Raw genomic sequence first — 12,955 nt, forward strand, 5'->3', positions numbered from 1 at the left:
AAATTAGAATGTTTACAGGTATTATTGAGGCCGTAGGTACGATTACGGCCATCACGCCAACCGGACAAGATGTGTCCGTGACTGTCGACAGCGGCAAGCTGGATTTAGCGGATGTCAAACTGGGCGACAGCATAGCGACCAATGGTGTGTGTCTGACCGTGGTGAAACTGACCGGCAAAGGCTATGTCGCCGATCTGTCACTGGAAACCCTGAACCGCACGGCCTTTACCGATTACAGCCCGGGTCAGCGGGTCAACCTGGAAAAAGCCATGTTGCCGACCACCCGTTTTGGCGGCCATATGGTTTCCGGCCACGTTGATAATGTCGGGGAGATCATTTCCCGCACTCAGACCGGGCGGGCGATTGAGTTTTGGATCAAAGCACCGGATACCCTGGCCCGCTACATTGCTGAGAAAGGATCGGTGGCGATTGACGGGATCAGCCTGACAGTGAATGCCGTCCGCGGGGCGGAATTCAAATTGACGATTGTGCCTCACACGGCATCGGAAACCACTATGGAACACTTTAAGCCAGGCCGTAAAGTGAATCTTGAAGTGGACGTGATTGCCCGTTACCTGGAGCGTTTGATGCTGGGAGAGAAAGCGGCTGAGTCTGAGCCATCGTCTGAACTCAGTATGGCGCTGCTGGCCCGTAGCGGGTTTCTGGGCTGATGATGCAGCCTGAGCAAGATTAAGTACTACGACAATCATTTGGGTAGAGGGAATACAACATGGCGTTGAGTAGCGCGAAGGACATCATTGAAGATATACGTCAGGGTAAGCTGGTTATCCTGATGGATGACGAAGACAGGGAAAATGAAGGCGATCTGATCATTGCCGCGGAAAAAATTACCCCTGAAGCGATCAACTTTATGGCGACTCACGGTCGCGGCCTGATCTGTCTGACACTGACGCAGGCCCGCTGTCAGCAGCTGAAACTGCCACTGATGGTGCAGGATAACGCAGAACAGTTCAGCACCAATTTCACCGTATCGATAGAAGCTGCCAGCGGCGTGACCACAGGGATCTCCGCAGCGGATCGTGCCCGTACTGTGCAGGCTGCGGTGGCCCAGAATGCGTCTCCTGCCGATATTGTCATGCCTGGTCATATTTTCCCTCTGATGGCGCAGGAAGGCGGGGTGCTTGCCCGCGCAGGCCATACTGAAGCGGGTTGTGACATCGCCCGTCTGGCAGGTCTTGAGCCATCCAGTGTGATTGTTGAGATCCTCAACCCGGATGGCACCATGGCACGACGCCCGGATCTGGAAGTGTTCGCCGCCGAGCACGGCCTAAAGCTGGGGACGATCGCCGATTTAATCGAATACCGTAACAATAACGAAACCACGATTGAGCGTGTGGCCGAATGCAGTCTGCCAACGGAGTTTGGCGATTTCGATCTGATCACCTATCGCGATACTATCGACAACCAAATTCACCATGCCTTGCGTAAAGGGGACGTAAATCCATCGAATCCGACGCTGGTTCGCGTTCACCTGCAGGACACCTTCAAAGATATTCTGCATTCCGGGGCGTCGCAGTGGACTTTGCCGATGGCCATGCAGCGTATCGCTGAGGAAGGCGGGGTGATGGTGATTCTCAATCGCCATGAAACCCAGGAAGGCATTATCACCAAAGTGAAGAATCTGGCAGCCCAGGCCGATGGTCAGCCTGGTGTGAAACTGAATCCGAAGAACCCGTCACGTCAGGTGGGTGTCGGCTCGCAGATCCTGGCGGATTTAGGTGTTGGCAAAATGCGTCTGCTGTCGTCCAGCAATCAGCGCTATCACTCACTGTCCGGTTTCGGACTGGAAGTGGTGGAATATATTTGCGATTAAGGTTTGTTGACCCTAACGCACTGTTTTTATTAATCCCTAATCCGGAATAGAGATCGCATAACGCTGCCGGGAGTGCCTTGACAGTGAAGTCAATTGGTATCATGTATAAATTGTGATAGACTCCCGCGGTTTCTCAATCCGGAAAGAAAAGACATAGTCACAGGAAGGCCCATGAAGGTAATCGAAGGCGCCATTGCGGCACCCAACGCAAAAATTGCTATTGTTATCAGTCGCTTCAACAGTTTCATCAATGACAGCCTGCTGGCGGGTGCGCTGGACGCACTCAAACGTCAGGGACAGGTAAGCGACGACAACATTACCGTTGTTCGTTGTCCTGGTGCTTATGAGCTGCCTCTGGTCGCCCAGCAAGTTGCTAAAAGCGATCGCTACGATGCTATCGTGGCACTGGGCTCTGTGATCCGTGGCGGTACTCCGCATTTCGAGTATGTTGCCGGTGAATGTAATAAAGGTCTGGCTCAGGTGGCTCTGGAGTACAACACTCCGGTTTCATTTGGTGTTCTGACTGTAGACACAATTGAACAAGCCATCGAGCGTGCCGGTACCAAGGCTGGTAATAAAGGGGCAGAGGCTGCACTCAGCGCGCTTGAGATGGTAAATGTCCTGTCCCAAATTGAATCCTAATGGGGGTTAGAGTGAAACCAGCCGCACGTCGTAACGCACGACACTTTGCCGTCCAGGCCATTTATTCCTGGCAAATCACCAAAGAAAATGCTGCCGATATCGAGCTGCATTTTCTGTCTGGCGAACAGTTTGAAGAAGAAGCTCATCGGGCTGATGCTCCTGTACTGGCAGCACCGCACACTGATGTTGAGTACTTCCGTGACTTGTTCACCGGAGTGGTGCTGAACTATCAGGAACTGGACAGCAAGATGCGTCCCTATCTGTCACGTCCTTTGCAGGATCTGGACCAGATGGAACTGGCGCTACTGCGTCTGGCCTTGTACGAAATCATGAAGCGTGAAGACGTACCGTACAAAGTTGTGATTAATGAAGCGATTGAGCTGGCGAAAATCTTCGGTGCCGAAGACAGCCATAAATTCGTAAACGGTGTGCTGGATAAGCTGGCCCCGGTTTTACGTAAAAAAGCATAATCGCTTCGATGCGAACTGAGGCCAGCTCTGCTGGCCTTTTTTCTGAGTTTCAGCAACCGACTTGACCTCTTATGGCTAGTAATGAATTTGATTTGATAGCCCGTTATTTTGCCCGCCAGCCGGTCCAGCGCCGGGATGTGGTGCTGGCCATCGGTGACGACTGCGCCTTGCTTGAGGCACCTGCAGGTAGCCACCTTGCGGTCAGTACCGACTCACTGGTTTGCGGTAACCATTTCCTGCCCGGTATGGATCCCGCGCTGCTGGCTAAAAAAGCCCTGGCTGCGAACTTAAGTGATTTAGCGGCCATGGGTGCCACGCCTGCCTGGGTATCTCTGGCGCTGACTCTGCCGGAAGCCGACGAAGCCTGGTTAGCCCGGTTCTGTGAAGGCTTTTTTGAGATGGCCGATTACTATCAGGTACAGCTGATTGGCGGGGATACCACCAAAGGCCCGCTGAGCCTGACACTGACCATTCAGGGATTTGTGCCTCACGGGCAAGCGCTGACGCGGCACGGGGCAGGTTCCGGGGACTGGATTTATGTCACTGGCTGTCTTGGCGACAGTGCGGCAGGGCTGGCGGTGTTGCTGGAGCAGGCAAAGCATATTGATGCTGCATTAGCTGAACATCTTCTTAATCGCCACTATCAACCTCAGCCGCGGGTGCTGGCCGGTCAGGCATTACGGGGCATTGCCTCTTCGGCACTGGATATATCCGATGGTCTGATTGCTGATCTGGGCCATATCCTTAACCGCTCTCAGGTAGGGGCGGTGATAGATGTCGATAACCTGCCATTGTCATCCGAGCTGGTGGCATTTTGTGGCGGCGACCGGGATGCGGCCATCAAGATGGCGCTGACAAGCGGCGAGGAGTACGAGCTGTGCTTCACCGTGCCAGCCCATAACCGTGGTACCTTGGATGTTGCTCTGTCTCATGCCGGGGTGAAAGCAACCTGTATTGGCCAGATCCGGCCCGGCAGCAATGTTGTACTTGAGCGAAACGGGCTGCAATTGGACTGGCAGCTGCGTGGATACGATCATTTTTCGGGGTAAGTAGTGCGAGATCCCAAACTTTATATCAAATTAACTAATCCCTGGCATTTTCTGGCCACGGGATTTGGCAGCGGTTTGTCTCCTGTGATTCCGGGAACTGTCGGTACACTGGCATCTGTCCCGCTCTATTACTTGCTGGCTCAGTTACCTTATGCGGCTTATATCGGCATTACGCTGGCAGCGGCAGTGATTGGGGTGCTGATTTGTCGTAATACCGCCCAGGATATGGGCGTGCATGACCATGGCAGCATAGTGTGGGATGAGTTTGTCGGCTTCTGGATCACCATGGCTGTTGCCCCGCCTATGAGTCTGCCCTGGGTCGTCAGCGGTTTTATCTTATTTCGCTTTTTCGACATGGTAAAACCCTGGCCGATCAGCTGGCTGGATAAAAATGTCCACGGCGGGCTGGGTATCATGATAGATGACATTCTCGCTGGTTTTATGGCTATGATCACCCTGTGGGGCGTGGGCCACTGGATGGGCTGGTAGCCGCGAATCACAGCAGGTAAAACCCTCAAACCGTGCAAGCTGCACGGTTTTTTTTGTCCAATTTTTAACCCAACTTCACAGCACGATTCACACTATCCTTAAGCTGAACCAGGGAGAGGATCCTGGGAGAATAAGATGCAGAGAGTGAATCTGATCCTTGTCGTTCTACTGTTGCTGGCCGGTGTTGCCCGGGCGCAGGTGTATCCGTCGACAGGCAGTGCCTGGCTGACACCGGGAGGGTGGGAAGAGCCGCTGTCTACCTCACGGTTTGATTCTGCCGAAGCGGTGACGCGCTGGGAGTTCCGCCATGCCGATTTGGTGCTGGGTAACTGGCAATCGGCCGCGCTGAATGAAGCTGGTACAGTACTGCTACCTTTTCACGCTCAAAACCTGTCTTGTGAGCCCGATGAGCAACAGCGCTGGCTGGCGCAGCAGGCCGGCGCAAATGGCCGGGATCCGGAAAGTGCATTCCTGCATTTTGCGCAAGATACCCGGCTGTCACTCAGCGCTACAAACCTGCAATTAGACCGCCTGCTGGAAACCAAACCCTGGCTGAGCAGGACCGCGGATACCCTGACCATTCCGGGCTGGGATCCGGTGAACGACACAGACAGTAACGGACAACTGAGCGACGCGGAATATCAGCAGCGGCTGAACCCCTTGGCCAGCGCTCGGTTTGCGTATCAGGCCCGGGTATTGCTGACCGGCCGGCTGCAAGGCGGCATCTGCACCTTTCGGACTAACCTCTCTGATTCTGCCGTTCGAACCCAACTGATCAACTGGTATCGCTACCACTGGCGGCAGGTGGCAGCAGACGGCGGTTATACCTCTCGTCTGAGACCTTTGCTCGGGCCTGATATTCTGCCGGTAGTGAGTGGTGGTCAGATCCTGGAGTTGTCATTACAGGCCGGTACCCCGGAAGCAGAAGAGCGGTATTTGGCACAATTGGTTGAGTTTTTAGGTCAGTTAAAGCAACAGCTCGATCCTGCCCTTCTGGGCGTTTCAACTTCCGGACTGGCGTTATGGCCCGATGAGACGGTTTCCGCGCCATTGCGCTCCCAGGTTGATTTTTGGGTTCGCCCTCGCTTTCTAACACCGGCAATGGGGCTGGCCCGTATTCAGCAAAGCTGGCAACATTTTGCGCTGAGTACCGAAGGAGCCAACAGTGTGCTGATGGTGTCGATGCGTGATGGCCACAGCTATCTCCATCCGGGAGATGAAAGGGCCTGGCATCAGGATGTCGAAACCGGGCTTGCACTCTATTACCTGTTTAATTTGCCGGGCCAGACTTACTATCACAACTGGAGCGGCAGCCTGAGCGTTGACAGTACCAATACCAGTATGCGGGACTGGTACCGGCCAGGGCTGCCTAAAAACTGGGTCTATCAGCCGACTGCCATGCTCAGGGTGGATCTCGGCGAGCCGGTATCCGCACCCAAAGGGTATAAGCCTGTCTGGTGGCAGGCTGAGCCGCTCAGTGGTGACAGTCGCGATTCTGTGCTGGGCAGCTACAAGGTCGCGTCTGTTCACTGGTTCTGGCTGTACCGCACTGGCTGGTTTGGCAAACAGCCCTCAGAGGGGGTGATTGCCCGTCGCTATGAGCATGGGCTGGTGCTTTACCGGGCGGTTCAGCAAGCGGGTCAGAGTCGCTTTCTGGAAGCGAAACCGATGCGCATCTCCCTGCCGGGTACCTATATCCGGATCTTTTACGACGGTACCACCAGCGAGCCGATGAATTACATTGAGCTCGGAGGCTATGAAGGGGCGGTATTACAAAAAGCAGGGCCAGAGCAATAAACAAGAGCAATAAAAAAGGCGGGATGAGCCGCCTTTTGCAGGTCTTATCGAAAACTGGGTATCGGGATCAGCCCAGCAGCAGACTGTCATCGGCCAGCTCTTCGCCACGCACTTTACTGAACATGTCGAGCAAGTGCTTCACGTCCATATCAGCGCGTTCCTGTCCTGCCACATCCAGCACTATATTGCCCTGGTGCAGCATCACGGTACGATCGCCGTATGCCAGCGCATCTTTCATTGAGTGGGTGACCATCAGGACGGTCAGGTCGAATTCTTCGACTACCCGTTTGGTCAGCTCCAGCACGAAAGCGGCCATACGCGGATCGAGCGCGGCGGTATGCTCGTCCAGCAGCAAGAGTTTACTGTCTGCCAGTGTGGCCATGACCAGACTGACAGCCTGACGCTGGCCGCCGGACAGCAGGCCAATGCTGTCGCTCAGCCTATCTTCCAGTCCCAGCCCCAGAATGCTGATGCGTTCCTGAAACAGCTTACGGCGCTCGGAAGATAATGCCAGCTTCCAGGTACGGCGGCTGCCACGCTGGACAGCTAGCGCCATGTTCTCTTCAATCGTGAGTGAAGCACAGGTGCCGGCCAGTGGATCCTGAAACACCCGGGCAGCATATTGCGCCCGCTCGTGCACGGCTTTGCTGGTCACGTCGACACCATTAATGACCACCTTGCCGTCTGACATAGGCGTTTCACCGCTGACAGCACCGAGCAGGGTCGATTTACCGGCACCGTTTGAGCCGATAACAGTGACAAACTGGCGTTCCGGCACTGTCAGGTTAACCCCGCGCAGGGCCTGATTTTCCAGAATGGTGCCTTCATTGAAGGTAACGCGGATATTACTGAGTTCAATCATAGTGTTACTACCTTCTTTTCCGGCTTACGCGAGCTTCTTTGCTGCGACGGTTTGCTTCTTTTTTCGCTGAAAATTGCGTTTCATCTTAGGCGCAATCAGAGCAAGGGCGACCAGTACTGCAGTGATCAGATTCAGATCCGAAGCCTGCAGGCCAAACATGCCACTGCTCAGGGCAAACGCAACGGCCAGCCGGTAGAGCACTGAGCCTAGAATCACAGCGATAACGGCCACCCAGATCTTGCGGCCCGGAATCAGTGTCTGACCCAGAATAACCGCTGCCAGACCCACCACTATCGTACCCACACCCGAGGTGACATCGGCAAAGTTATTGGTTTGCGCGAACAGAGCGCCGGAGAAGCCGACAAAGGCATTCGACAGCGCCAGGCCAAAATAGGTATACAGCGCCGTACTGCCGCCTTGTGCGCTCACCATACGGCTGTTTACGCCGGTAGCGCGCAGTCCGAGGCCGAAGTCACTGGCCAGCAACCGGGTAACGAACCAGCCGCTGAATATGACCAGAGCCAGCACCACAGCCAGGCGTACCAGTCCCGCATCCAGGCCGCTTTCGAAGGCAAAGTTTTCGAATGGGGTCAGGATAGTATCGTCACCCAGCAGGGCCAGATTTGGTCGACCCATAATGCGGATATTGATAGAGAAAGCAGCAATCATGGTCAGAATACTGGCCAGTAAGTGCAAGATACCGCAACGTACTGCCAGAAAGGCTGTTACCAGGCCACACATACCGCCGGCTAGAATTGCCAGCATTGTTGCCATCCACGGATTCACACCAGCCACTATGGCTGTTGCCGCAACGGCTGCGCCCATTGGAAAACTGCCGTCGACAGACAGATCAGGAAAGTCCAGTACCCGAAATGTCAGGTAAACCCCCAGAGCAACCAAGCCGTAAACCAAGCCGATTTCTAAGGTACCGATCAAAGCAAAGAAAGACATATACAACTCCTTATTCCTTGCTGGCACCGGCTGGAACGCCGGTGCCCGATAGAGAGGTAAGGTTACTTGGCGATAGAGGTCGCGCGGTCAACCAGAGCCTGAGGGAAGGTAATGTTCAGTTTGGTGGCAGCTTTCTGGTTCAGAGCCAGATCTGAACCCACAGCAACTTTTACCGGCAGTTCAGAGACTTTCTTGCCTTTGAGCAGCGCATCCACATAGTCTGCGGTCTGAACACCCACCTGATAATAGTCGAAGCCCAGCGCCGCCAGTGCACCACTTTCAATGTAGGTAGTAGAGGCGCCGATAACTGGAATGCCTGCCTGATTGCCGGCATTGACTAAGCCTTCAACGGCACTGGCCACAGTGTTATCTGTTGGTGCGTAGAGCGCGTCAGCTTTTGAGGCAACGATTTGCGCTGCTGACTGCACATCAGCACTTTTCAGGGCTGTTCCTTCTACCACTTCCATGCCTTGTTCTTTGGCGGCTTTGCGCAGTAAATCAACCAGTGCGACGGCATTGGCTTCGCCCGGGTTGTAAACGACACCAATGCGTTTGGCATCTGGCAGAATTTCTTTCACCAGTGCGACGTGTTGTGCGACAGGGGATAAATCAGACAGACCGGTGACGTTGCGCTCGGGTTGATCAATATTACGCACCAGTTTGGCGCCAACAGGATCGGTGACTGCAGTAAAAACGACGGGAATAGAACGGGTGGCTGCAGCCAGTGCCTGTGCTGTTGGTGTTGCAATACCCACCAGGACATCCGGTTGCTCCCCGACAAACTGTTTGGCGATTTGCACCGCAATCGCAGGGTTACCCTGAGCGGTCTGATAGGAGAATTCCAGATTCTTGCCTTCTTCGTAGCCTTTCGCTTTCAGGCCATCAAGCAGGCCCAGACGAGTGGCGTCCAGCGCCGGGTGTTCAACGATCTGAGACACAGCCACTTTGGCCATTTCGGCTAAGGTTGGTGTCGCCGTTAGGGCTAACGCCGCAGCGATGCAGGCTGCCGAAAGCAATTTGTTTCCCTTCATAGTATGCAATCCTTGTACTGGTGTGATGACAAAGATGGGCCGGCGAGCTGTGCCATCAGAAACACCCATCATTGGCATAATGTTTTAGCGCAATGAGAAAAGAAAGAACATCCAAAAATTAACAACACTGTAACATTGAGCGGGGCTAAGTAACTGCTAAATACTCTATATGTGGGGGATTATATTGTGTTTTAGATGATTTTCAGGTTGAAAAATATACAATGCCAGTGAAAATCAGAGTCATGTTTTTTATTGGTATTTTTGTGAGCATGATGAGCTATGACTCAGCAGGAGCGAATTCGGCTGCACGGCTGGATGAATTATGAACAATTCTCTGGTGTGGTGAGACTCTGAGCAAAGCAAGGGGAAGTTCGAGGAAGGCAGTCTGTACAGACTGCCATGACAGGAAAAAGATGTTATTCAGCAATACATTGAAGTGTATTGTTGCGCTTGCCGATATGGGCAAAAGCCGCTTTCATATTGGCTTCCTGAATATAACGGGGCGGCAGAGGCATGACTTCAACCTGAAAATCCGGTGCATCTGCAGCGATAGGGCTGTCGGCGGTGACCGGGGTGACCATCACCACTTTCAATGCCGGATTGCGCGACAAAATACGCGATGCCGTGCCGAGTCCTTCTGCGGTGTGAAAGCGCCCGGCGACGTGCATTATCTGGTGGTCTGGGTGGGCTTGCAGGTAGTTGACCATGCTTTCAGCCATGGTGTCGTCCCAACTGGTCTGAGCAGCAAATTGTCGTTCAGACTGGGCAGGATCACCATGATGCATAGACTCAGTGAATTTTTCTTTGTATTTGTCATTTCTCAGTGTAAGTGACTGGGCCACCCACTTACGCTCAGTAACTGGAAGTCGATTCAGGTATTCAGCCCCGTAACGGCCGACACAGCGGACGATGGATTTCGGCGCATTGGCGGCGATCACATCAAGCTGATGCTGGCGAGCAAAGTCGACCAGGGGACGGTAATCGGATTCGTAATTCGGCCAGGCATTGCCCTGCTTGATCAGTACCTGCTCACCGATTTCGCCGTGAAGGAACTGGTCAACGACCTGCTGTTTGTCGCGGGTAAACTGCTCCATGGACAAAGCCAGTCTGGGGCTATTGGCATACAGTGCCGCCAGCAGCCGGGCTTGCAGCAGGTGAGTGCCCGGATGGCTGTGCCATTCACCCACCAGTACGATATCCGCATCGGACAGCACATTCGCCAGGGCTTGTTCTGTCAGTTCGGCCCCGGAAGGAGATCGAATGGTGTAATCGTACAGAGTTGGAGGAGTCGCAGCCGTTGTCGTGCTGGATGTTGGCTGTGTGGCACAGCCACTCAGCAGGGCGGCTAATAGCATTGCGTAGCCAGTCTTCATGTATACCATCCTTTGTCTGAAGCATACTTACCGAGCTTATATTAAGAATCAGTATGATAGCCTCAGGGGGTTATGTCATGGGCCGTATGATATTGAAGACTGACGACAGACTCAATAGAAATGAGAATTAGTTGCAATTATCCTGTTCGGAATCATCCACTGTTGCGGATTTTTGGTAAACGCGCAGGGTGAAATCTGCCTCGCAGCTGAATGCGTGTTGCTGCGCCAGGTGCTGCCAGACAGCGTCACTGGTTTTCCACGCAAACGGTGTCATCTGCATCAGTGCCGTTGCTTCACTGCCATTTAAGCTCATGGTGTAATGCAGCCGTTCTTCCTGCACCAAGGACATACCCGGCAGAACTTCAGGCTGAGTATCATGCAGCCTGACGTCGTCATAAATGAGTGCTTTCAATTGATACAAGTGCCGCGGAGCGGGTGTCACTGTTAATAAAATCGCACCGGGTTTCAGCGTGCGGACAATTTCTTCCGCCTTGCATGGCGCATAAATGCGCACCATGGCATCCAGACTCTGATCGGCGAACGGCAGTCTGTGACTGGATGCCACGCAGAAGTGGCAATCCGGATAGCGTTTGGCGGCATAACGTACGGCCACTTTGGAAATGTCCAGGCCGTGCACTTCCAGGCTCGGGTGGCTGGCGCTCAGAGCTGTAAAGGAGGAGGTGTAATAGCCTTCACCACACCCGATATCCAGCATTTTCTTGCTGTTCTCCGGCAGATGCACAGTCAGAAGTTTAACAATGTTTTCTCTCATTAACCGGTAGTGATTTGCCTCAAGAAACTGTCTTCTTGCCTGCATCATCTCTTTGTTATCACCGGGATTTTTTGAGCTTTTATGATGAACAGGCATTAAGTTGACATATCCTTCCTTAGCCTGATCAAACTGATGATTATTTTGGCAACGCCATTGATGTTGCTGATGATGAAGAGGCTGATGGCATAAGGGACATTGATAGGACATAAGAAAGCACCAACGCTGAAAACAAAGGATTGTAACCTGTTTGGGTATGGCATAGAAGCGCAGGGAAAGATCCGGCGGCCTGAGTAATAAGCCCAATAGCCTGAGACAAAAGGTGATCTTTCTCGCAGAAAAATATCCTAATTAATCAATAACCCATATACCTAGTTTTATTAAGGGCTTATTCAGGGAGAAAAGATAATCTGGTCGCGCATAAAGTGAACCTCTGCTCTATGCTTGGATTGGGTTATGCATTTTTATGATGCCGGCAACAGGCTTTGGTTGCCTTTTCCCTGTGTCTGGCTCAGCAACCTAACCTGTTTTTTGCGCTTAGAGTGCCATCAGCGTTGTGGTCACTCAGAACACATACTCAAGGAAACCAAAATGAAAAAAACACTAGCAGCGGCAATTATCTCCAGCGTGTTTGCCAGTGGCGCAAGCTACGCGGCGAATATCTATCAAGGCGAAGATGGTAGTGAAGTGAATCTTTACGGCCGTCTTGGCTACAACATTACAGACAAAGCCACCGATGATGGCGACACCAACGGTGAATTTGATGCGCGTCTTGGCCTGGGTGGTTCTCAGCCAATCAATGATCAGTTTTCTGTGATTGGCTGGGCTGAATACCAGGTTAATGCGGCAGAAGCCGAAAACTCTGGTGGTGACAGCCTGTCACCTCGTTATGTCTGGGCCGGTATCGACGGTAAAGAAATGGGTAAAGTGACGGGTGGCCGTGTGGCTTCTGGTCTTATCATGTTTACCGACATCGTTGATGTGTTTGCTTTGTCTGATATCGCCGCAGCCCGTCAGGCAGAGGTGGTCGATGGTACCGCTGTCCAGGTTTTCCGTCAGGATGCGACGCTGCAATACCAAAACAGTATCAATGGCTTAGATTTCTCTCTTGGCTATATTTTTGGTAACAATGATAAAAACGCGTTCGGTAATTCACTGGATAACGGTATGAACGCCGCGCTGCGCTATACGCTGGATCTGGGGCAGGGCGGACGCCTGGCGCCTGTGCTGGCGTATCAGTACAGCGAAGACAAAGACGGTAATGAGTATAACTTCTGGGGTGTGGGTGCCACCTACAGCATCAATGCATTCACTTTAGGTGCAGAGTACTCTGAAGACGAAGTTGATGCCGGCGGCCCAAGCAAGAGTAAAGATGAAGTGTGGGAAGTGGTTGCCATCTATGATCTGAACACCGACTGGACATTGCGTGCTGGTTACCGCAACCTGGAAAACACAGACGGTGACGAGTTGGAGCTGAAAGACACTACGCTGGAAGCTCAGTATCACCTGACCAGCCGTTCTTCTCTGTTCACCAGCTATGTATTCCGTGACGGTACAAATGGTGTTTCAGGCGGTTTCGGCGGTGATGCCGACGAAGACTTCTACCAACTGGGTATTCGTTACGAGTTCTAAGCCGCTCGCAACAAAGACAATAAAAAGGCCGGATCTGCTCCGGCCTTTGTTGTCTC

13 protein-coding genes are annotated in these 12,955 nt (G+C 53.0%); 8 read left to right on the forward strand and 5 right to left on the reverse strand.

Features of this window, described 5'->3' with window-relative positions; translation table 11 throughout:
- Positions 1-8: 8 nt before the first annotated feature.
- The 7 genes from L6J37_RS02110 to L6J37_RS02140 all read left to right on the forward strand — a co-directional run bounded on the left by L6J37_RS02110 (position 9) and on the right by L6J37_RS02140 (position 6,281).
- Complete coding sequence (locus tag L6J37_RS02110; protein ID WP_192017008.1) at positions 9-671, forward strand: riboflavin synthase; 663 nt, start codon at positions 9-11, stop codon at positions 669-671.
- A 59-nt stretch (positions 672-730) separates the two neighbouring features.
- Complete coding sequence (gene ribBA / locus L6J37_RS02115) at positions 731-1,834, forward strand: bifunctional 3,4-dihydroxy-2-butanone-4-phosphate synthase/GTP cyclohydrolase II (protein WP_192017009.1); 1,104 nt, start codon at positions 731-733, stop codon at positions 1,832-1,834.
- 171 nt (positions 1,835-2,005) lie between these two features.
- The gene (gene ribH / locus L6J37_RS02120; RefSeq protein ID WP_027252929.1) at positions 2,006-2,476 is read left to right on the forward strand and encodes a 6,7-dimethyl-8-ribityllumazine synthase; all 471 of its coding nucleotides are present in this window, start codon (positions 2,006-2,008) and stop codon (positions 2,474-2,476) included.
- Positions 2,476-2,946 carry a transcription antitermination factor NusB gene (nusB, locus tag L6J37_RS02125; RefSeq protein ID WP_192017010.1) on the forward strand — a complete coding sequence of 157 codons (471 nt, stop codon included), beginning with the start codon at positions 2,476-2,478 and terminating at the stop codon, positions 2,944-2,946. Before ribH ends, nusB begins: the two co-directional genes overlap by 1 nt.
- 71 nt (positions 2,947-3,017) lie before the next feature.
- The gene (gene thiL, locus L6J37_RS02130) at positions 3,018-3,995 is read left to right on the forward strand and encodes a thiamine-phosphate kinase (protein ID WP_237793952.1); all 978 of its coding nucleotides are present in this window, start codon (positions 3,018-3,020) and stop codon (positions 3,993-3,995) included.
- Positions 3,996-3,998: 3 nt separating this feature from the next.
- Positions 3,999-4,484: a phosphatidylglycerophosphatase A gene (pgpA, locus tag L6J37_RS02135; RefSeq protein ID WP_237793953.1), complete on the forward strand. Its 486-nt coding sequence runs from the start codon at positions 3,999-4,001 to the stop codon at positions 4,482-4,484.
- Between the two features lie 135 nt (positions 4,485-4,619).
- Positions 4,620-6,281 (forward strand): hypothetical protein, encoded by a 1,662-nt coding sequence (locus L6J37_RS02140; protein ID WP_237793955.1) that lies wholly within the window; start codon positions 4,620-4,622, stop codon positions 6,279-6,281.
- A 67-nt stretch (positions 6,282-6,348) separates the two neighbouring features.
- On the opposite strand, the gene L6J37_RS02145 is transcribed toward L6J37_RS02140, so the two are convergent.
- The 5 genes from L6J37_RS02145 to rlmA form a co-directional block, all read right to left on the reverse strand.
- A complete protein-coding gene (locus tag L6J37_RS02145; protein WP_161443481.1) occupies positions 6,349-7,143 on the reverse strand; it encodes an ABC transporter ATP-binding protein in 795 nt (264 codons plus the stop codon).
- 24 nt (positions 7,144-7,167) lie between these two features.
- Complete coding sequence (locus tag L6J37_RS02150; RefSeq protein WP_192017015.1) at positions 7,168-8,094, reverse strand: ABC transporter permease; 927 nt, start codon at positions 8,092-8,094, stop codon at positions 7,168-7,170.
- Between the two features lie 62 nt (positions 8,095-8,156).
- Entirely contained in the window at positions 8,157-9,125 is a 969-nt protein-coding gene (locus L6J37_RS02155) for an ABC transporter substrate-binding protein (protein ID WP_218382790.1), read from the reverse strand.
- Between the two features lie 416 nt (positions 9,126-9,541).
- Complete coding sequence (locus tag L6J37_RS02160; RefSeq protein WP_237793956.1) at positions 9,542-10,498, reverse strand: ChaN family lipoprotein; 957 nt, start codon at positions 10,496-10,498, stop codon at positions 9,542-9,544.
- Positions 10,499-10,625: 127 nt separating this feature from the next.
- On the reverse strand, positions 10,626-11,477 hold the full coding sequence (rlmA, locus tag L6J37_RS02165) for a 23S rRNA (guanine(745)-N(1))-methyltransferase (protein ID WP_237793957.1): 852 nt from the start codon (positions 11,475-11,477) through the stop codon (positions 10,626-10,628).
- A 381-nt stretch (positions 11,478-11,858) separates the two neighbouring features.
- Between rlmA and L6J37_RS02170 the strand changes: the two genes are divergently transcribed.
- Entirely contained in the window at positions 11,859-12,899 is a 1,041-nt protein-coding gene (locus L6J37_RS02170) for a porin (protein WP_237793958.1), read from the forward strand.
- The last annotated feature ends 56 nt before the right edge of the window (positions 12,900-12,955 follow it).

It is taken from the genome of Photobacterium sp. WH77, assembly GCF_022014395.1.
In the GTDB taxonomy this organism is placed as follows: Bacteria; Pseudomonadota; Gammaproteobacteria; order Enterobacterales; family Vibrionaceae; genus Photobacterium; species Photobacterium arenosum.